This window comes from Mycobacterium sp. (assembly GCF_025965855.1).
Lineage (GTDB): Bacteria > Actinomycetota > Actinomycetes > Mycobacteriales > Mycobacteriaceae > Mycobacterium.
The window spans coordinates 26,618-47,723 of record NZ_JAOPWB010000150.1 but is presented as its reverse complement, the minus strand read 5'-3'; the positions used below and the strand labels follow the sequence as shown (position 1 = coordinate 47,723).

At 66.3% G+C, this 21,106-nt stretch carries 12 protein-coding genes and 3 pseudogenes; 6 read left to right on the top strand and 9 right to left on the bottom strand.

The genetic code is table 11. The annotated features are described in order from the left end of the window. Window positions 1-267 precede the first annotated feature (267 nt). The 3 genes and pseudogenes from JWP83_RS31250 to JWP83_RS12215 form a co-directional block, all read right to left on the bottom strand. Window positions 268-438 (bottom strand): annotated as a pseudogene (locus JWP83_RS31250) (hypothetical protein); the annotation flags it as partial. 348 nt (window positions 439-786) lie between these two features. Then, window positions 787-3,723 (bottom strand): RND family transporter, encoded by a 2,937-nt coding sequence (locus tag JWP83_RS12220; RefSeq protein WP_297730205.1) that lies wholly within the window; start codon window positions 3,721-3,723, stop codon window positions 787-789. Next, complete coding sequence (locus JWP83_RS12215) at window positions 3,720-4,142, bottom strand: MmpS family transport accessory protein (RefSeq protein ID WP_297730204.1); 423 nt, start codon at window positions 4,140-4,142, stop codon at window positions 3,720-3,722. The genes JWP83_RS12220 and JWP83_RS12215 overlap by 4 nt, the downstream gene beginning before the upstream one ends. Before the next feature lie 585 nt (window positions 4,143-4,727). On the opposite strand from JWP83_RS12215, the gene JWP83_RS12210 reads away from it, so the two are divergent. Beyond that, window positions 4,728-4,958, top strand: a complete 231-nt coding sequence (locus JWP83_RS12210; protein WP_297730203.1) for a ferric uptake regulation protein — start codon at window positions 4,728-4,730, stop codon at window positions 4,956-4,958. Window positions 4,959-5,557: 599 nt separating this feature from the next. On the opposite strand, the pseudogene JWP83_RS12205 reads toward JWP83_RS12210, so the two are convergent. After that, window positions 5,558-6,480: pseudogene (locus JWP83_RS12205) on the bottom strand (alpha/beta hydrolase). Next, window positions 6,481-7,023 carry a phenolic acid decarboxylase gene (locus JWP83_RS12200; RefSeq protein WP_297730202.1) on the bottom strand — a complete coding sequence of 181 codons (543 nt, stop codon included), beginning with the start codon at window positions 7,021-7,023 and terminating at the stop codon, window positions 6,481-6,483. A gap of 47 nt (window positions 7,024-7,070) precedes the next feature. Here JWP83_RS12200 and JWP83_RS12195 point away from each other — a divergent pair, with 47 nt between their 5' ends. After that, on the top strand, window positions 7,071-7,553 hold the full coding sequence (locus tag JWP83_RS12195; RefSeq protein ID WP_297730201.1) for a MarR family transcriptional regulator: 483 nt from the start codon (window positions 7,071-7,073) through the stop codon (window positions 7,551-7,553). Between the two features lie 40 nt (window positions 7,554-7,593). Here JWP83_RS12195 and JWP83_RS12190 read toward each other — a convergent pair whose 3' ends face one another. After that, window positions 7,594-7,821 carry a DUF3618 domain-containing protein gene (locus JWP83_RS12190; RefSeq protein ID WP_297730200.1) on the bottom strand — a complete coding sequence of 76 codons (228 nt, stop codon included), beginning with the start codon at window positions 7,819-7,821 and terminating at the stop codon, window positions 7,594-7,596. Between the two features lie 104 nt (window positions 7,822-7,925). Here JWP83_RS12190 and bcp point away from each other — a divergent pair, with 104 nt between their 5' ends. From bcp to JWP83_RS12170, 4 genes and pseudogenes are all read left to right on the top strand, one after another. Next, window positions 7,926-8,399: a thioredoxin-dependent thiol peroxidase gene (bcp, locus tag JWP83_RS12185; protein ID WP_297730199.1), complete on the top strand. Its 474-nt coding sequence runs from the start codon at window positions 7,926-7,928 to the stop codon at window positions 8,397-8,399. A 119-nt stretch (window positions 8,400-8,518) separates the two neighbouring features. Then, a complete protein-coding gene (locus JWP83_RS12180) occupies window positions 8,519-8,896 on the top strand; it encodes a nuclear transport factor 2 family protein (RefSeq protein ID WP_297730198.1) in 378 nt (125 codons plus the stop codon). A 406-nt stretch (window positions 8,897-9,302) separates the two neighbouring features. Then, window positions 9,303-9,677 carry a limonene-1,2-epoxide hydrolase family protein gene (locus tag JWP83_RS12175; RefSeq protein WP_297730197.1) on the top strand — a complete coding sequence of 125 codons (375 nt, stop codon included), beginning with the start codon at window positions 9,303-9,305 and terminating at the stop codon, window positions 9,675-9,677. A 156-nt stretch (window positions 9,678-9,833) separates the two neighbouring features. Continuing rightward, a pseudogene (locus tag JWP83_RS12170) lies at window positions 9,834-9,947 on the top strand (peroxiredoxin); the annotation flags it as partial. Here the strand turns inward: JWP83_RS12170 and JWP83_RS12165 are convergent. The 3 genes from JWP83_RS12165 to JWP83_RS12155 form a co-directional block, all read right to left on the bottom strand. After that, window positions 9,944-11,278: a dipeptidase gene (locus JWP83_RS12165; RefSeq protein ID WP_297730196.1), complete on the bottom strand. Its 1,335-nt coding sequence runs from the start codon at window positions 11,276-11,278 to the stop codon at window positions 9,944-9,946. The pseudogene JWP83_RS12170 and the gene JWP83_RS12165 sit on opposite strands and share 4 nt — an antisense overlap. Window positions 11,279-11,385: 107 nt before the next feature. Continuing rightward, the gene (locus tag JWP83_RS12160; RefSeq protein WP_067876104.1) at window positions 11,386-11,778 is read right to left on the bottom strand and encodes a holo-ACP synthase; all 393 of its coding nucleotides are present in this window, start codon (window positions 11,776-11,778) and stop codon (window positions 11,386-11,388) included. A gap of 28 nt (window positions 11,779-11,806) precedes the next feature. Continuing rightward, window positions 11,807-21,049, bottom strand: a complete 9,243-nt coding sequence (locus JWP83_RS12155; protein WP_297730195.1) for a type I polyketide synthase — start codon at window positions 21,047-21,049, stop codon at window positions 11,807-11,809. Window positions 21,050-21,106: the final 57 nt, after the last annotated feature.

Genomic DNA, 21,106 nt, shown 5'->3' with positions numbered 1-21,106 from the left:
TAGCCTGGAGGTTCACGTGAGCCTTCCCGCCCGTCCCGGCCTGTCCGCTGCCCAGGATGTCGGCTCCCTTATATCGGGCCACGCTGCGGATCGACCAATTGCAGACACCACTGGGGCACCGTCGGACTGCCTCACTCCCCAATCCTGGCCGTCGATACCGCCCATTTCGTATGTGCCGTTACCTCGCATGTATTCGGTCGGGAACGGCTCTTTGGAGTTGGACTGGCCGACTGGCTTGGACTTGCCGATGGCGAGGTCTGCAAGCTTTCAATGCCCGCTATCCGAGCACCGAACGATCAGGAACAGCACAGGCACGATGCCGAGCACCCACGGCCAGATTCGCCGCTTCTTGCGCCTGGCAGGCGGTGCAGGTGGCGGCGCGGTGTGCCACTCCTCGCCGTCCCAGTAGAGCTTGTTTGCCCGCCTTCCGTTCGGGTCGGGATACCACCCGCTGCCGACCGCTTCGCCCGGTTGTCTCCTCTATCAGGCATGGCATGGCTACACACTGTCCGTTGGGCGTATCTTCGTCGCGATCCAGCTAATTTGCTAACGGGCATAAGGCCAGCTGCCGCTTATGCGGCGCAAATGACAGCGAACGGACCGAAAGCGACCAGCCTCAACCGGATGCAACCGTGTATGCAAACCGCCACTGTCCAGCGCGAACGGCACGCGACCGAATCCGACGGGAAGCGACCCCAGCCGCCCGCCCTTAATCAGCGGGTCCGGGGTTCGAAACCCTGACGGCGCACCACAATCTGCAATCGGCGGCGCGTGCTGTGCCGGATGCTACGTCTGCGGATCCGGCGGGACCGCGTGCCGCGGCTGGTACAACAGTGCACGAACCAGCGGGCGCGGCCCGACGGACCGAAGCATCTGGCTGGCCGGGCGGACCCGTACCCGCTTCGGCCACCAGAACCAGCGTCCCATCACCGTCATGATCGACGGCGTGATGAGCGATCGGACGACGAAGGTGTCGAACAGGAGGCCGATGCCGATCGTCGTGCCGAATTGGCCGATCGCCCGGAGATCGCTGGTGATCATTGTGCCCATGGTGGCGGCGAACACCACACCGGCGGCAGTCACCACCGGGCCGGTAACACCCATGCCCCGGATGAGTCCCGTTTTCAGGCCGGCTCCGATCTCTTCCTCGATCCGGGACACTAGCATCAGGTTGTAATCCGACCCCACCGCCAAGAGCACGATTAACGCGAATTCGGTTGCCACCCAGTGCAACTGGAAATTAAGAAGGTGCTGCCAGATCAGTGTCGAGAACCCGAAGGCGGCCCCCAGCGACATCACGATCGTGCCGACGATGACGCCCGCAGCGACCAAAGCGCGGGTGACGATCACCATGATGATGAAGATGAGCACGATCGAGGCCACCCCGGCGATCATCAGGTCGTACTTGGCGCCGTTGGCGATGTCGTGAAACGTCGCGGCCGTACCGCCGAGGTAGATGTCGGCGTTCTCCAGCGAGGTGAGTTTCAACGCCTCCTTGGCCGCCTGGCGCTCCTGATCGACGGACGCGATTCCCTTCGTCGTCGCCGGATCCACCGCGTGGGTGATGATGAAGCGAGCGGCTTTGCCGTCCGGCGACACCATCAAACTCAACCCGAACTGAAAGTCGGAGTTCTGGAAGATCTCGGGCGGCAGGTAGAACAGGCTTTCTGTTCGAGAGTCGTTGAACGACTTGCCCATCACGGCGTTCGTGTCGGTCAGCCGGTCGAACTGATCGATCAGACTGTCGAACGAGCTGTAGATGGTCAGCGTCGTATCCCTGATCGACTTCGAGACAGCGATATTCTCAGGAATAATCGCCAGCAGTTCGTGCGTGGCTCTAGCCGTGTCGCCGAGGTCTTTCGTGAGTTTGTGGAACTGCTCGGCGAGCTGATCGAACCCGTCCAAGGCGTCGAACAGGCTTCGTAACGAGAGGCAGATCGGGATGTCGTAGCAGTGCTTCTCCCAATAGAAGTAACTGCGAAGCGGTCTCCAGAAGTCGTCGAAATCAGCGATGTGGTCCCGGATTGCATCCGTGATCGCCGCCGTGTCGCCCGTGGTTTTCGAGCTGTCGTCCGCCGCGTTCGCGAGATCCTGGGTCACCTTGTACTGGCGCTCTAATAGGGCGATCTGAGTGTCGAGGAAACCGGTGATCTTCTTGATGTCGCCGACACGGGCCCTCAGGTAATTGAGGTTGTCCCGGATCGGCGCGCTCTGCACACTGAGCTGGAACGGAATGGATCCGTCTTCAATTGGCGGGCCAAGTGGCCTGGTGATGCTCTGCACCCGTTCGATGCCGGGCACCCGGAAGATGGCTCCAGCAATCTTGTCCAGGACCAGCATGTCGGTGGGATTGCGCAGATCGTGGTCCGATTCGATCATCAGAAGGTCCGGATTCAAACGGGCCTGGGTGAAGTGTTGATCGGCCGCGTTGTACGCCTTAACTGAGGACGCACTCTGCGGTAGGTAGTACAGGTCGTTGTAGCGAGGGTTGAAGCCCATCAAGCCCAGGGCGCCGACAATCGCCAGGATCACGGAAGTAGCGAGGATGGGCGCCGGCCACCGCACGATGGCCGTCGCCAAACGGCGCCACCGGGTGTAGTTGAACTTTCGCTTCGGATCGAATAGACCGAAGCCGCTCGCGAACACGATCAGCGCCGGCGTCAGGGTCACCCCGGCGGCCACCACCACCAGCAGACCTACTGCGCACGGAAACGCCAGCGAACTGAAGTAGGGCAGCCGAGTGAAATGCAGACAGGCCAGCGCCCCGACAATCGTCAAACCCGAGCCCAGCACCACCTTGGTAACCCCGGCGAACGTGTCGTAGTAGGCCGCTTCGCGGTCCAGTCCCCGCTCGCGACCCTCCTGGTAGCGGCCCACCATGAATATCGCGTAGTCGGTACCGGCCGCGATGGCCAGCGCCGTCAGCAAGTTGACGGCAAAGGTCGAAAGCCCCATGATGCCGGTTTCGCCCAACAGCGCTACCACGCCTCGGCCGGTGGCCAGTCCGACGAACAGAATCACCATCGTCAGCAGCACAGTGCCGATGGACCGGTAGACGAACATCAGCATGATCGCGATGATGATGACGGTGATGATCGTCATCTTGAACAGGCTCGCGTTACCGACAACGATCGTGTCGGCGGTCAGCGCTCCCTGACCCGCGACGTAGGCCTTCACCCCCGCCGGCGGCTTCGAATCCGCGACGACCTTGCGAACCGAGTCAACCGACTTGTCGCCGACGGCTCCGCCCTGGTCACCGCGCAGGTTGACCTGGACGTAGGCGGCCTTGTGGTCGTAGCTCTCGACACCCGAGGACGTAAACCGCTGCCCCCAGAAATTCAGCGCATGCTCGACGTGTTCGTGGTCCTGCTGCAGCTTCTTGACCAGATCGTCGTAATACTGGTGAGCGTCCTGGCCGAGAGGTTTCTCACCGACCAGGGTCACCAGGACGAGGTTGTCGGAGTCGTACTCCTTGAATTTCTCCCCGATGTGCTTCATCCCGGTCACCGAAGGCGCGTCGGATGGCGAGAGCGGCACCGAGACTTCCTCGGCAACCGCCTCCAACTGTGGGACGAAGACGTTGACGCCGACCGCGAACAGCAGCCAGATCACGACGATCGGCAGCGCCAAGACGCGGATCGTGCGGGCCAGACGCGGTTTGCGCTCAACTTCGGTGCGCTGCGCGACGGGGATTTCGTCCGTATCGCTCGTCTCGTCGGTCACGCGGATTTGTCCAAACAGGAAACCTGCGCGTCACGCGTGTTGACCTGTTGTTGATCGACCAATTTGCCGTCAACGGTGATCCGGCAGCCGATGGAGGGGCCGTCACCTTGGGCGACGACGTAGGCGAAGATGCCGGGCATCTCGGCGACGATCGTCTTCGACCACGGCAACGTGATGAAGTTGGCCTTCTGCGGTTGTGCCTCCGCATCCATCCAGTTGACGACGCCGGTCGTTCCGGGCGGTCCCAGGATTTCGTAGATGGCAGTCTTGGCCGCGTACGGCGGGGTCGCATCCCTTGGATCGGGCTTGGGCAAGCCAGGTCCTGGGAAGACGCCGTTGAGTCGGTCCACTGCAACGCCGCCGATGATCAGTGCCACGACAACGACCAGCAGAACCCATGCCCGCTTGAGAAGCCTCAACACCGTGCCCCCCGACTAGGAATGCCCGACGGGCTGATATTAAGACATCTCGTCGCGTGCGCCACCGCTAGCCAAACGCCATAGCTGCCGAGCTAATTCCTGCGGCGCGCCGTCGCGTCGGAGCCGCACCGCCCGCCCGGGCCGCAGCCGCCCCGCTCGTTGTGCGGCACCTGATCAATTTGCTAGGCGACGACGTGACGCCTGGGTGGGCTACTCGCGTGCGGACAGCACAAAGCGACGCTCAACAGAGCGATACGCACGACCGTGTTGTAAGGCGAAAGGCCCTCGGAGACAGTTGTTGAGTCGGAGACATGGAAGCATTATGCGCTACAGGCGATTTCGCTGTGAGGCGCTGCTTTCTGCCCGTTGACCTGTTGCCCGTCGATCTCATTGAAATGACCGCGGTCGTGTCGACCTGCGGCGATAGCGAGAATCGAAGACGGCTGAGTTAGTTTCAGAAAGTAATTAATTCGCTGGCGCAAACGATGCTACTTTGAATTCCACTCCATGTGTTTGCGTGACGTCGATTGTTGTCGATCTGAAACCGGCACCGATTTTAGGGCCATGGCGCGTACTCTGATCGGCATGGCTACCAAGACCAAGACCAAGGCCAAGGTCAAGACCTGCGTGCATTGCGGCCACACGTTCGATCCGAACGACCGACGGCGTGACCTGTGCGATCCGGAGTGGCTTCCGGCCGCGTCAGTTTATTGTTCGCATGATTGCAGTGACCGATACCATTGCGATATGGGGCATTGCTGCTCAACCCACGTGAAAGAGAAGGCTCAGCGCGAAGCCACCAAGGCGGCGCGATGATCTGCGCTTCCACCAGATCAACGGACTCGCCACTTTCTGCAACGAATTGGCTATTTGAAGCGCAACTCCACCATGAGGGAGCTTAAGAATATATACGCGAGCGGGATATTCCCGACAATCGAGTCTTCACGATAAATGTCGGTTTCCTACGCTCTGACGGCTCGGTGCGGACTGAAGTGCCTTAAGAATGTCATCGATTTCAATCGCCGACGAGTGCGTCAGGAGATCCACACCTCGTCCGCATGATTCAACGCCCCGCTGGACGAGTTGAGGTCATAGATGGCGCCGTTACAGCAGGCTTGCTTGACCGGATCCGACTGATGGGCTGTGACCATGCGATTGGGCTTGACAGTGCCCGTCAGCAAATTTGCCAGCGAGATCTAGGGCGCAGTGACGCTTATGCGGCGCAAATGACACGCGATCGACCGGAAGGGACCAGCCCCAACCGGAACAATTGGGAGAGCGAATCGCTTGCGGCACAACGTGAACAGGGCGCGAATCGGACCCGACAGGAATGGACATAACCTGCCAGCTCTTAATCAGCGGGTCCGGGGTTCGAAACCCTGACGGCGCACCATAAAAACCTCCGTCCGGCACGGTCACGCGGCGTCGGCGACGGCGCGGCGGACGTGTTCGGCGAGCAGTTGGTAAACGTTTTCGGTGGTCGATCGGTGCTGCGGGTCGTACAGGTTGTAGCCATGGTCGACGTCCGGGATGTCGTAGTGAAGCGCCAGCTCGCCGGCGTCGCGTAGGGCTTGCGCGTAGCGGACCCCTTCGTCGCGAAGCCGGTCGAGCTCACACGTGACGACGACGGCGGGCGCGATCCCGCCGACATCGCGCGAATTGTCACCCCAGGCCGGTGAGGCCAACGGGTCGTGGCGTCGCCGTGGGTCGGGGATGTATGCGGTGTTGAAGAGTTCGCACAGCCACGGGGTGATCAGCCCCCGGGGCGCGCGGGCGATCTTGTCTTTCCCTGGTGTCACCAGATCCAGCGGCGCGTAGTGGACGACCTGCAGCCGCAGCCGCGGTGTGCCCAAGTCACGCGCGAGCCGTGCGGCGCCCGTGGCGATGGCGCCGCCGGAGCTTGGCCCCCCAGGCACAGTCGTGTTCCGTCCCAATCTCGTTCGTTGTCGGCGGCCCAACGCAGTACGTCATAGGCCTGCTCGATGGCAACCGGAAACCGGTGGGCGGGCGCGAGCGCGTAATCGACATTGAGGACCGTGACTTGGGCATGGGCGGCCAGGTATCGGCACCACGGATCGTCTTGTTCGCAGTTCCCGAGGACGAATCCGCCGCCGTGGAAGTTGACGTACACGCCGCGGTCGGGCCCGCGATCCGGCGGGTGATAAGCCGTTGCGCGCACATCGCCGTGACGGGTGGGAAGCCTCAACGGCGTAGTGCGGGCGTCGATCTCATCGAAGCGCAGCGCGTCCGCGGGCCGCAGGCGAGCGCTCCGTTCCGCTACTTGTTTGAGTGCTCGTGCCGCGAGATCAGCGACGACGGGCACCGAGAGAATCGACATTCAATGTCCTTCGAGGCGAAACACCCTGCGGGCCATAGTTTCACGCGTCCGGCGTGGGGGCTCATTGATCACCGATTCATCGTCGGCGCCGAAGTAGTCCAATTGCGTGATGGTGGCGAATTCCGGCACCACGTACACCGGGTAGGTGGGTCCTCGGTCGCGGTAGTTCTGCATCAGGGCCAGATGATCGTTCTGGAAGCACACCGTCTTTCCCGGGTCGTCGGCGACCCAGCGAGGAAAGAAAATCGTCCCGTGCAGCCGCCGCTGATTGGGCATGACGTTGACGACGACGGACGTTCCGGTGGGCTCGTGCCACGAGATCTTGTGGACGTCGTCGGCCAGCTGGACCAAATCGACGGCTTGGTCGCGAACCCAGCGGCCACCAACGATTCCGGAATGGATGCGGTAGTCGATGGTGGTCGCGTTCTTGACATACATCTCGTAAATCCAGCCATTGTCGTAGGTGTAGATGAACCGATGCCCGACCAGGCTGGACGGCCCTGACGAATCGTCGGCGTGGCGCGGTGGCGAAGGCGTGGTCATGTCCGGTAGTTTTGCAACAAAATAGTTTTGTCGCAAGGAGCTTTCCGGTGACCTCGATCTCCGCGTCGTCCGCGCATGAGTTCGCGCGGCTACTGGGGCCGCTGCGACGAGCCGTGCTCAAGGCGACCCGACTGGCCGCGCAACTGCCCGACCTGTCCGAACCGCAGATCGAGGTGCTGCGCCTGCTGGCCAACGGCGGACCGGTCGCGCCCAATCAGATGGCGGCGACGCTACAGATCGCGCCCTCGACGCTCAGCAACCTGCTCAAGGCAATGACCGACGCGGGGCTGATCGAACGCGCTCGCCGGGCCGACGATCAGCGACGGGTCGACGTCGCGATTTCGCCACGCGCACGCGAATTGCTGAACGCCTACGACGCCACCAGCCTGCGCGCCATCGAGGAGTTTCTGGCCGAACTTGCCGAGCATGAGCGCTCGGCGTTCGAAGTCACGGTGCCCGTCTTGCGCCGCATGTGTGCTGCCTTCGCCGCCGCGTCCGACTCCTTCAGGGGCAACGACGACGGGCTCTAACTTGCCTCGATCCCCTGCGCTGCATGCCGTTTCGTCGCGGTCAGCGATCCCTTATTCTGCGGACCACGACGACCACCACGACCGAGGAGATCCCCACGAGCGAGGCGATCACCACGGGCTTCTTCACAAATTCGACCGCCCGGGCCTTGAGGTCGTCGGCGAGGCGGCGAGGGTTGGCGCGCTCAGCAAGTGAATCGACGGTGGACGCCAGCTGCTCACGGGCGACGTCGATGTCCTGCTTGATGGTCTCGGGATCCCGATCCGCCACTGTGTCCTCCCAATTCCTCCGCGCTCTCGCACGATGCACCTCAGGCACTACCCTAGATCAGCCGGACCCGATGCCATCGCTCCGGTGAATAGAAAGGACCTCAGTTGACCGAGACCACGCGGCTCGCCCCGGGCGACGCGGCGCCCGCCTTCAGCCTGCCCGACGCCGACGGCAACAAGGTGTCGCTGGCCGACTACAAGGGACGCCGAGTCGTCGTCTATTTCTATCCGGCCGCCTCGACACCGGGCTGCACCAAGCAGGCTTGCGACTTTCGGGACAATCTGCACGACCTCAACGATGCCGGCCTCGACGTGGTGGGTATCTCCCCCGACTCGCCGGCGAAGCTTGCCAAATTCCGGGACGCGGAAAAGCTGACGTTCCCGCTGCTGTCCGACCCCGAAAGCAAGGAGCTGACGGCCTTGGGAGCCTACGGCGAGAAGCAGATGTACGGCAAGACGGTCCAGGGTGTGATTCGTTCGACCTTCGTGGTGGACGAAAAAGGCAAAATCGCCGCCGCCCAGTACAACGTCAAGGCCACCGGCCACGTCGCCAAGCTGCGTCGCGATCTATCGGTCTAGCCGCCGCGCCGGCCGCCGAGCTGATTCGACGCCGAAGCGGAATGAAATTGGACCGCAGTCCGTTTAGCATCTCCGAAGGCGTCGGACAGGCTGACACCTCGACGAAGGACGACGCGAATATGACTGCGACTGAGCGAATTACTGAACTTCTCTATCGAAACCTTCAGGAGGTCTTCGGGGAGGGCGATCCAGGCCGCCGGCACGTCGCCATCGAAGAGTTCTACACAGACGACTGCGCGCTCTACGTCCCGGACGGCGTCCTCGTTGGACACGACGCACTGGACAAATTCGCGGGAGAACTACGTGCGACTCACCCCAATTTTGTCTACACGCCCCACGGAGAGCCGCAGGCTCTACACAACGCGGGGATACTGGCATGGGGCTCGGGCCCGAAAGGTGAGCCACCTGAATACACCGGGCTCGACGTTGTCGTTGTTCGCGAGAGCAAGATCGCTGCACTGTACGTCTTCCTCAATCCGAAGTTGTCGTCCGCCTAGTACAGCATCAGGGCGACGGGACACGTCGCGAAGCTGCGCGAGTTGTCGATCTAGCAGCAGAGTGGGTGCGGGCGTACGAGCGCGCTGGTAACACTCTGTGTCCGTTCATCATTGGCGCAACACGCTTTTGCCGATGCTCACCATTTCGCGTTGGAACGCGCTGGCTAAGCACTGGTTCGTACTACGCTGCCATCACCTCCGCCGCCGGTCCGCTCACTGTCGACGTCGTTCAGCGCGGCGTACACCGCCGGCGTCAACCACAACCGCGGGCGCGCGTAGCGGCCATCCACGACGCCCCGTTCCCTACGGGCCGTTCATGCCGCGGTGGAGCCGGTAGGCGACGAGGTTGTTGTGTTCGTGATCGGGATGTGGATTAACAAGCCGCGCTGGCGCGTTCCGCATAAGCATGATGCACTCACCCGACGAAGTAGTCACCAGATTCTGCGCGCTGTGGTCCAAGCCAGATCCCGACGAAATCGCCAGCTGCTTCAGCGAAGACGCGGTGTACCGCAATATCCCACCGACGCCCCCGATTGAGGGCCGAGAAGCCATCAGAGCGTTCATTGCCGAGTTCTTGGCGAGGCTCGACGGCATTGACTTCATCGTGCATCGGCAGATCAGCGAGCACGGTGTCGTGATGCATGAACGTACCGATGTGCTGCGCCGAAAGGACGGTGCCGAGCTATCGGTGCCAATCATGGGTGTCTTCGACATCGCCGACGGAAAGATCGCAACATGGCGGGACTACTTCGAAACGGCCATCACTAGCACCTTCATTTAATGCCTGATGTTCGTCACGTCTTCTCCTTACCAAAGCTTGAGACACCCCGTGCGCCGGCGGTCGATCGCCAGCTTGTTCCCCCTCGCGTCCTTGGATTGCCGCATGTAAATGCTGTTGTTGCTGCTGGCATATGTGCATGTTGATAAACACCACAGCGGTGTGATTCGTTCGACCTTCGTGGTGGACGAAAAGGGCAAAATCGCCGCCGCCCAGTACAACGTCAAGGCCACCGGCCACGTCGCCAAACTCCGGCGCGACCTGTCGGTCTAGCCCAGGTTGGCCAGCAGCAGCGCCTCGGCGATCGCTGCGCGCTCCAGCACGCCCAGGTGCAGGCTCTCGTTGATGCTGTGCGCCTGGGTTGCCGGATCTTCGACGCCGGTGACGAGGATTTTCGCCTGCGGGAAGGCGGCGGCGAACTCGGCGATGAACGGGATCGAGCCGCCCATGCCCATGTCGATCGGCTCGACGCCCCAGGCCTGCCGGGAGGCCGCCCGCGCGGCGTCGTACACCGCGCCACTGGCGTCGATGGCGTAGGGCTCGCCCTTTTCGCCGCGCGTGACGCTGACCCGCGCCCCCCACGGGGCGTGCCGGTGCAGATGCGAGGTCAACGCCTCCAGGTGCGCCTCGGCGTCGCCGCCGGGCGCCACCCGCATGCTGATCTTGGCCCGGGTCCGCGGAATAAGCGTATTCGAGGCTGCCGCAACGGATGTGGTGTCGATGCCGATCACCGTGATCGCCGGTTTGGCCCAGAGCCGCTGCGGCACCGAACCCGAACCGATCTCGGACACCCCTTCTAGCACGCCGGAATCGGCGCGGACCCGTTCGGGCGGGTAGTCGGGGTAATTCAGGGCGGCGGTGTCTGTTTCGTGCAGGCCGGCCACGGCGACGTTGCCGTCGTCGTCATGCAAACTGGCGAGCAGCCGCACCAGCACGCTCAGCGCGTCGGGAACCACACCGCCCCACAGGCCCGAGTGCAGCCCGTGGTCGAGCGTGGCAACCTCGACCACGCAGTCGACCAACCCGCGCAACGAGACCGTCAGCGCCGGGGTGTCGGTGCTCCAGTTGTCCGAGTCGGCGATGACGATCACATCGGCGGCCAGCGCGTCGCGGTGGGCGGCGAGCAACCGACCCAGCGACGGCGAGCCGGATTCCTCCTCGCCCTCGACGAAGACCGTTACGCCGACCGGCGGTTGGCCGCCGTGTGCCCGAAACGCCGCCAAATGCGTTGCGATACCGGCCTTGTCGTCGGCGCTGCCGCGGCCGTAGAGCCGCCCATCGCGTTCCGTGGGCTCAAAAGGCGGCGAGGCCCACTGGCTGTGGTCGCCTTCGGGCTGCACGTCGTGGTGGGCGTAGAGCAGCACGGTCGGTGCTCCCGGCGGCGCCGGATGCCGCGCGATGACGGCCGGCGCCCCGCCCTCGCTGACGATGCGCACGTCACCAAATCCCGCCTGAGACAACAGATCCGCCACCGCCCGCGCGCTGCGGTGCACCTCCCCGCGGCGGCCGGGGTCGGCCCACACCGATTGGATCCGCACCAAGTCCTCGAGGTCGCGGCGCACCGACGGCAACACGTCGCGGACGCGCTCAACCAGATCACTCATGACGTCGAGGCTAGTCGCGTGTCACCGACCCGCGAGCGTGCACAGAATGCCGTCAACTGACGGCGTGTCGCGGACAGACACGCACGCTCGCGGATAACGGCACGCCCTCAGGGCGTCTCCAGGATGGCCACTGCGGCCGCGGTGTCCCCTTCGTGTGTCAGCGACACATGGATCGTCACGTCGGCCAGATGCTTCGCGATGTCCCCGGTCAACCGCACCCGAGGTCGCCCCCACATGTCGGTGACCACTTCGATGTCGCGGTGGATGTCCTCCGGCAGCATGGGCCGTTGGGCGAACCGCGACCCCGACCACGCCTTGATCACCGCCTCCTTCGCGGCCCAACGGGCGGCCAGGTGGCGCGCCGCCGACGAACTCTTGTCGGAGGCGTCGCGCCGCTCGCCGGGCGTGAAGGTCTCGGAGAACACAGTTCCCGGCTGGTCGACCTGCTCGGCGAAATCAGGAATCGAGACGAGGTCGATCCCCACTCCGACGATGCCCATGGGTCGCCAGGTTAACGGATGACCGACGTCATCCGGCAGGGACCTCATACGCGTCGTCATCGCCCAGCCGGGCGGCCGGATTCAGCAGCATCGCCGCCTCCTGGCGCTTCTCTGGCGCGTCGTGGTCGAAGCGACGGTCCGGTGGGCGCTGGTACATCGGCGGACCGCCGGCGATGGCCGAGACCAGTCGGCGCTGGCCAGCCAGCAGCCGTGCGTCCGCGCGCCGCTGGTAGTCCGCGCGCTGGTCCGCGTCCAGCGTGGCGATGAACGCCTGCGGGTGCACCAGCGCGACGAGCCCGGACACGTGACCGAACCCGAGACTGGTCAGCATCCCCGCCTTGAGCGGGAAGTTCTCACCGAGCCGGAGTGTCTCTCGCACCCAGACGAAGTGCGCGGAACCCGCCAGTTCGTCGTCGACGCAATCCAGGCTGCGGTTGGGCGGGATCACCCCGTCGCGCAGCATCTGGCACAGGCCCATCATCTGGAAGACCGCCGCGCCGCCCTTGGCGTGGCCGGTGAGGCTCTTCTGCGACACCACAAACAACGGCGCGCCCGGGGACCGGCCGAGCGAGTCGGCCAGGCGCTCGTGCAGCTCGGTCTCGTTGGGATCGTTGGCCAGCGTCGACGTGCCGTGCTTCGAGATCACGGCGACGTCGTCGGCGGTCACGCCCAGCTTGGCCAGCGCACGCGCCAGCGGCGAGTCCTTGCCGCCGCGGCCCGCGCCAAGCGCCCCCAGGCCCGGGGCCGGGATCGAGGTGTGCACGCCGTCGCCGAACGATTGGGCGAACGCCACGACCGCGAGCACCGGCAGGCCCATCCTGAGTGCCAGGTCGCCGCGGGCCAGCAGGATGGTGCCGCCCCCTTGGGCTTCGACGAAGCCCAGCCGGCGCCGGTCATTGGGCCGGGAGAATTTCGAGTCGTGGATGCCCTTGCCGCGCATCGTGGCGCTGTCGGCGGTGGCGGCCATGTCACCGAAGCCGATGATGCCTTCCAGCGTGAGGTCATCGATGCCGCCGGCGACCACCATCTCGGCTTTGCCCAGCCGGATCTTGTCGACGCCCTCCTCCACCGAAACGGCGGCCGTCGCGCACGCGGCGACCGGATGGATCATCGCGCCATAGCTGCCGATGTAGGACTGAACCACGTGCGCGGCAACGATGTTCGGCAGCACTTCCTGGAAGATGTCGTTCGGCTTGTTACGGCCCAACAGGTTTCCGTGGTACATCGTCTGCATCGAGCTGCCACCGCCCATGCCCGTGCCCATGGTGTTGCCCACCATGCTCGGGTGCACGTAGCGCATCACCTCGACCGGGCTGAAGCCGGCGGACAGGAACGCATCGACGGTCGCCACGATGTTCCACACCGCCAGGCGGTCAATGGAACTGGCCATGTCGGGGCTGATGCCCCACACCGTCGGGTCGAACCCGCTCGGGACCTGGCCGCCCACGACCCGCGACAGCTTGGTCTTTCGCGGCACCCGAATCTCGGTGCCCGCCTTGCGGATGACCTGCCAGTCGCCGGAGTCGGGCACCGGCCGGATGACCGTGTGCTCCGGGTCGAACTCGACGAAGGCGCGGGCGTCGGCCTCCGAGGACACCACGAAGGCGAAGTCCTTGTCCAGGAACACCGACACCAGCAGGGGCGAAGCGTGGTCGGGGCCGATGGCTCCGTCGTCGACGAACTCACGGATGCCGCAGCGTTCCACCACGACGTCGTGGTAGCGCTCAACGAGGTCGGCCTCGTCGACCAGCTCACCGGATTCGGTGTCGTACCAACCCGGTTGGGGGTCATCCTCCCAGCGGATCAGCCCGGTGGTCCAGGCCAGCTCGAGGACGCCGGCCGCCGACAGCTCGTTGTCGACCTCCATTTCGAACCGGGTGCGCGACGAGCCGTACGGCCCGAGCTCGGCGCCGCCGACGATCACCACCAGGTCGGCGGGGTCGACGTCGAGGTCAGACCATGCCGGAGGCGGTGCGGGACGGAACCCGCGCGGCGGGGACGGCAGCGCGGCAATGGTGCCTTCGGCCGGGCCGTCGTCGGCTTCTTCTGCGGCCTTCGCGGCATGCTCCTCGCGCGCCTTGGCGGCGAGTTCGGCCATGTCGAGGTTGGCGTCGGCGAGGCCGCCGGTCAGGTCCGCCTTGATCGGCGCGCCGGCGGCGGCCACCTTGGACTCCACGTCGCACAGGTTCAACAGCATCGCGGCCATCTGGTCGGTCGAGTAGGTGGTCACGCCGGCCTCCTCGACGGCGCTGACGATGGCGTCGTTGTGACCCATCAGGCCGGTGCCCCGGGTCCAGCCGATCAGCGCGTGCGCCAGGCTGACTCGGGCCGCCCACGACGACTCGGCGTGCCAGCGGCTCACCACGGCGTCCAGCGCCGACTTGGCCTCACCGTAAGCGCCGTCCCCGCCGAACATTCCGCGGTTGGGCGAGCCCGGTAGCACCACGTGCAGCCGCGACGCGATGTCGCGCTCGGCGCCGATCTTCGACAGGCCGCCGATCAGCCGCTGCACGGCCCACAGCAGAACCTTCATCTCCATCTCGGCCCGCGAACCGGCCTCGGAGAGGTCGCCCGCGACGCGCGGGGCCGCGAACGGGAACAGCAGCGTCGGGGTCTGCGCGTCCTTGACGTGAATCGACTGTGGCCCAAGGCTTTCGGTCTGCTCGGTGCCGATCCATTCGACCAGGGCGTCGATGTCGGAGTAGGACGCCATGTTGGCGGCCACCACCCACAGCGCGGCACCGTAACGGGCGTGGTCGCGGTACAGCCCGCGGTAGAACGCCAGCCGCTCGTCGTCGAGCTTGGATGTCGTCGCGACGACGGTGGCGCCACCGTCGAGCAGTCGTGCGACCACCGACGCGGCGATCGAACCCTTGGAAGCGCCCGTCACCACGGCGACCTCGCCGTTGCGGGGACCCGGCAGCGGGTTCTCGGCGCCGGCGGCGATGCGGCCGTACAGCGACGCGTGGATCTGACGGCCCGCGGCCAGCGACCTGCCCTGCCACCAGGTGGCCTGGGTGGCGACGACGTGGCCGGCACCCTCGAAGCGTTCGGACAGCCGCACCCAGTCGGCGTCGATGTCGCCCTCGTCGGTCAGCCAGAGCTTGACCAGGTCCTCGCGGGCGCTGGCCCAACGGTCGTCGAACACGACGGCCTTCTTGGCGTCGAACACCGGAGCCACCAAACGCGGCCAGTCCGCACCTAATTCGGCGGTGACCAGGTCGATGAGCTCGGCATCGCTGGTCGCCGGGGACACGCTGACCGGATTGTCGAGGCCCAACTGGCCCAGCACCAGGCGGGCCGCCGAGGCCAGCACACCGTCGCGGCCGGTGATCTGATCGGTGAATTCACTCAGCGCGGCCGTGTCGATGGTCGCGCCGCCGCCACCGCCCGCCGACGGCAGCGCCACGGAAACGCCGCGGCGTGCGGCGACCGACGTGACCGCCGCGTCGATGACCTTGTCGACGGATCCGGCATCGGCCAGCGCGCCCTCGTGCAGGTGGCCCATCGCGCCCCCACGAACACTGGTGCCCTCGCGGGTGCCCAGCGCCACTTCCACCGTGACGTGCTTGGCCCAGCCGTCCCCGAGCTCCCAGGTCTTCTTGACCCGCTCGGCGATGGCGGCGGGCCGCTTGCCCGACGGCCCCAGAACGGTGCGCAGCTGATCGTTGATCGCGTCGGAAAGCACTGGGCCGTAAGGCTTGTAGGTGCGCGCCAGCTTGGTCACCTGCGAGCGCAGACCGGCCAGATCGGCCTCGGCGGCGCCGTCGATGGCGCCCAGGTTCAGCTCCGAACCCAGGTCCACCAGCAGCTGGTTGCGCCGCGACGACGCGCCGTCGGTGATGGACTCGATGGAGTCCAGCTGTTCGATCTGGTCGATGCGCATCTTGGCCGACAGCGCGATCAGCGCCAGGGTGGCGTCCGCGGCGTCGAACCCGATGTCGTCGGGTCGGGCTGCGCCCGTCGGAGCGGCGGACGGAGCTCCGGCGGCAGCCGGAGCGACGGCTGGCGCGACATCAGGGCTGGGCGCCGTATCCGCCTCATCCAGCTCGCCCTCGGGCTCCGGGTCGGTGTCGGTGGCGAACAGCACGGCGGCGTCGCGCTCGGCATTGAGCACTTCCACTGTGCTGTGGGCGTATTCGGGCAGCTTGAGGGTGTTGGTGGCCAGTCCGGCGACGGTCGGCGCCGACTTCACGCCGATCTCGACGAACCGCTCCACACCGAGGCCACCCGCGGCCTCCTCGGTGAACAGCAGGTCCTGGGTTTCGATCCAGCGCACGGGGCTGGCGAACTGCCAGGCCAGCAGCTCGATCAACACCCTGCGGGCCAGCTCTGCCGGCCGTTCACGACGCCAGGTGTCGTAGTCGGCGAGGATCTCATCGAGCGGCTCGGCGGGCACCAAATCCCGGATCTCCTGGACGAAGTCGCGATCGAGCGTGAACGGCCGCGGCACCAGGTTCGGGATGTAGCGCCCGATGATGATGTCGGGATCCTTGTCGCGCGGCATGACCCGGTCCAGCGCTCGCCGGAACTCGGCGACGCCGACGCGCAACACCCGCGAGTGGAACGGCACGTCGATGCCCGGCACGACAATGAACGAGCGCCGCCCGCCGCTGAGCTCCCGGCGACGCTCGACCTCGGCCTCCAGGGCCTCCAGGCCGCGCACCGTGCCGGCGATCGCGTACTGAGAGCCACGCAGGTTGAAGTTCACGATCTCGAGAAATTCCCCGGTGCTCTCGGCGATTCCACCGACGAACGACGGGACGTCCTCGTCGGGCAGGTCGATCTGCGAGGGCCGGATCGCCGCCAGCCGGTAGTTGGAGCGGCCCAACTCGTCGCGCGGCACGATGTCGTGCATCTTCGACCCACGGTGAAACACCACCTCCAGCAAGGCTTCCAGCTCGTAGATGCCCGTCACGCAAGCCAGCGCGGTGTACTCACCGACCGAGTGGCCGCACGCGATTGCGCCTTCGACGAAGGCGCCCTGCTCGCGCATCTCGGCGACCTGCGCGGCGGCCACGGTCGCCATCGCGACCTGGGTGAACTGCGTCAGGTACAGCACGCCGTCGGGGTGGTTGTAGTGCACGCCGCTGGCGATGATGCTGGTCGGGTTGTCGCGCACCACGTGCAGCACCGAGAAGCCCAGCGTCTCGCGGGTGAACTTGTCGGCGGCGTCCCACACCTTGCGCGCCGCCTTGGACCGGGCGCGGACCTCCATGCCCATGCCCTTGTGCTGGATGCCCTGGCCGGGGAACGCGTAGACCGTCCCCGGGGAGCCCAGCCGCGCGGTAGCCGACATCACCAGATCCGACCCGACGCGCGCGGCCACCTCCAAAACCTCGGCGCCCTGGTCGATTCCGACGCGGTCCACCCGGAAGTCGACCTCGTCACCGGGGCGCACCATGCCCAGGAATCGCGCGGTCCAGCCGACCAGCCGAGCGGGCGGACGGGCCTTTCCGTCGGTGGCGGTCGCCGCGTGCTGGGCCGCGGCCGACAGCCACATGCCGTGCACGATCGGCGATTCCAGGCCCGCCAGCAACGCGGCCGCCCGATCGGTGTGGATCGGGTTGTGGTCACCGGACACGACCGCGAACGGGCGCATGTCGACCGGCGCGGCCAGCGTGACGTCGCGACGGCGGCGGCGCGGGGTGTCGGTCGCATTCTCCGACACCGCGCCGCCGGCCCGGACGGGATCGGTGAGTTCGGCCGCACCGGTGCGGCCGAGGATCGCGAAACGCTCAGCGAGCGTCGCGATCACGGAGCCCTCGCCTGAGGTGATCGTCACCGAGACCGGGACCACCCGGCCCACGTCCGTGTCGAAGGCGGGCGACGCCGTTGCGGTTACGGTCAATTGGGCCCGCATTGTCGGCAGCGTGCCGACGACGTGGGCGGCGTGGTCCAGATGCACCAGGCTCAGCACGCCCTCCACCACCTGGACGCCGGAATCGGTGACCGCCGAGCCGATCGCCGCGAAAACGGCGGGCCAGCAGGGGCCGACCAGCGCGTCCGGCACGGTGGTGAGGCTGGGCGCCAGCGGCTCGCCGAAGGTGGCCGTGACACCGGTGTGATCGGCGACCCGCTCGGGGTCCCAGTCCACCGTCAGAGTGGCCGTCCCGTCGGTGACCGCGGGCAAGAAATCCGGCCCGTCGACGCCGGCGGCGATCGCCAGGACCGCGCGCATGGCGGTGATGGCGTCCTCGGTGGACACCACCGGGGTACCACCGTCAACGGTGTTGGCGGGCAAGCTGAATGGGATGTCGACCCACGCGCCCGACACCGGCACGCTCAGCACGACACTGTCGCCGTTGACCTCGAGCCGCGCCCCGGTGGAGGAGTGTGTGGCGCGGTGGCTTTCGGGTCCGTCGTGCACCAGCCAGTCGCTCGGGTCGGCGATTCGATGAACCGGGTTGGTCGTGGTGCGGCCGGCCCACTGCACGTCCGGGGCGTCGAGCACGGCGGCCAGCGGTCCGGTCACGTCGGGGCGGCCCAGCCGGCGCGACGTAACGGCCCGGGGCTCCGCTCCCGCGGCCAGCGCCTCGTCGATGGCGGCCTGCTCGAAGCGGTCCAGCAACTCGCCGACGGGTTCGTCCATCCGCGTGATGCCGGCCACCGCCGCGGTGCCCGGGATGATGCAGACCTGGTCGGCGTCGTAACGGGCATCGTGGGCCTGCCACAGCGAGTCACTGCGCCACCAGCGCCGCACATCCTTGTCGATGACCGGCACGAAGTTGACCGGCTTGCCCAGGGTCTTGCACAACGTGACGAAGAACGGCACATCGGCCGGGTGCAGTTGCACGGTTCCGGCGTCCGGGTAGCTGTCGAGCAGCAGGTCGATCGCCGCCTCCGGGTTTTCCAGCAGACCCGAACCGGTGGACTTGTCGGCGAAGAGGGCTTCGATCGGCCCGAAATCCTTTGGGTGCAAACGCGCTTCGGCACGCTGCAGCATCTGCTGGAAACGATCGCGCCACGTGTCGGCCAGCCACGGGCTGCCCGGCGAGGCGGTGTCGGCGGTCGAATCGCCCTCACCGATGGCCAGTTCGACGTACCGCCGCAACCACTGCAGGTAGGTCATCTCCCCCACGTCGCCGAAGTACGGCTTGGCGGTGTTGGCCATCGCCGCGATGATCTCGTCGCGACGCTCGGCGACCGCCTCGGCGTCACCGGCGACCTCGTCGAGCAGCCGGCCGCACCGGGAGGCGCTGTTGTCGATCTCGTGGATGTCCGCTCCGAGCTGGCTTCGGCTGGAAGCCATGCCGCCCTGGGCTTTTCCGGCGCTGATCCACTGGTCGGTGCCGTTGGTTTCGACCAGCATCCGCTTGACCGACGGCGAGGTGGTGGACTCCTCGGTCGCCATCGCCGCGCTGCCGACCAGGATGCCGTCGATCGGCATCAACGGGAACCCGTAGGCCTGCGCCCAGCGCCCGGACAGGTATTCGGCCGCCCGCTCGGGGGTGCCGATGCCGCCGCCGACGCAGACGGTGATGTTGGGACGCGACCGCAACTCCGAGTAGGTCGCCAGCAGCAGGTCGTCGAGGTCCTCCCAGGAGTGGTGCCCGCCGGCGCGCCCGCCCTCGACGTGCATGATCACCGGCTTGGTGGGCACCTCGGTCGCGATGCGGATGACCGAGCGGATCTGCTCGACCGTACCGGGCTTGAACACCACGTTGCTGATGCCGACGTCATTGAGCTCGTCGATGAGCTCGACGGCATCCTCGAGGTCCGGGATGCCGGCGCTGATCACCAGGCCGTCGATCGCCGCGCCGGACTGGCGGGCCTTCTGCACCAGCCGCTTGCCGCCCACCTGCAGCTTCCACAGGTACGGATCGAGGAATAGGGCGTTGAACTGATAGGTGCGGCCGGGCTCGAGCAGGCCGGAGAGCTCCTCGATGCGGCCGGCGAAGACTTCTTCGGTGACCTGCCCGCCACCGGCCAGCTCGGCCCAGTGCCCGGCATTGGCCGCGGCGGCGACGATCTTGGCGTCGACGGTGGTCGGGGTCATGCCCGCGAGCAGGATCGGCGACCGTCCGGTCAGCCGGGTGAACTTCGTCGAGAGCTTGACCCGGCCGTCGGGCAGGCGCACCACGCCCGGGGCGTAGGTCGACCAGGGCCGGGCGACCTCCGGGGTGGCCCCGACGGTGAAGAGGTTGCGCTGACCGCCGCGGGTCGCCGCGGGCACGATGCCGACACCGAGGCCGCGGATCACCGGCGCGGTCAGACGGGTCAGGATGTCGCCCGGGCCCAGGTCGAGAATCCAGCGCGCGCCGGCCTGGTGAACCCGCGTGATCTCGTCCACCCAGTCGACGCCGTTCACCAGGATGGCCTCGGTCAGCTTCCGGGCCAATGCGACGTCGAGGCCAACCTTCTCGGCCCAGCTCCCGACGATGTCGATGCCGTCGGCCAGCCGCGGCGTGTGGAAGCCCACCTCGACCCGTACCGGGTCGAAGACCGGCGCGAAGATGTCACCGCCGCGGATCTTGTTCTTGCGGTCGGCCTCTTCCCTTTCGGAGATCTGCTGGCAATACAGTTCGAAGCGCGAGAGCTGCTCTGGGGTGCCGGTGATGACCACCGACCGCCGGCCGTTGCGGATGGACAGCACCGGTGGCAGGACGGTGCGCACGTCCTGCGCGAACTCGTCGAGCAGCCGGCGAATGCGTTCGGGGTCGGCGTTGGTCACCGACACCATCGGTGGGCGGTTCCCCAGCACGGAGATCCCCCGCCGGCGGGCAACCAGCGTCCCGGCCGCCCCGATGAGCTGGGCCAGCGCCAGCAGTTCGATGTCACGAGCGCCCGCGGCGTTGAACGCCTCGACGGCGAGCACGCCTTGCGAATGCCCGACGACCGCCACCGGCGGTGTCGCGGTCCAGTCCATGCCCTGCCGGGCCAGTGCGCGCGCGGCCGCGATCTGGGTGAGCAGCACGCCGGGGATCGACACCGCGGCCGACGTCAGGTGCTTGTCCGACGGGATGGGATCCTCGGCCGCCAGCGCACGCACCCACCGCAGCGGTTCGAAACCGATCGGCCGCACCACAACGAGCTCTTTGGCCACCGGCTCGAGCAGCAGTTCCACTTCACCGACCAGCGTTGCCAGGTCGGATTCGATCCCGGCCGACGACACCAGCTCTTCGAGCGTCTCCAGCCAGGCGCTGCCCTGGCCGCCGAATGCGATGGCGTATGGCTCGCCGGCCGTCAGACGGTCGACCAGAGCATGGGCGCTATGCGGGCTGTTCCCGTCGCGGTCAGCGGACACTCGGTCGTGCTCGTGGATCGTCACGTTCTGCTTCTCCCCTGTATGCGTCTTTACGTCTCGGTTTCGTTCGGCCGCTCAGCC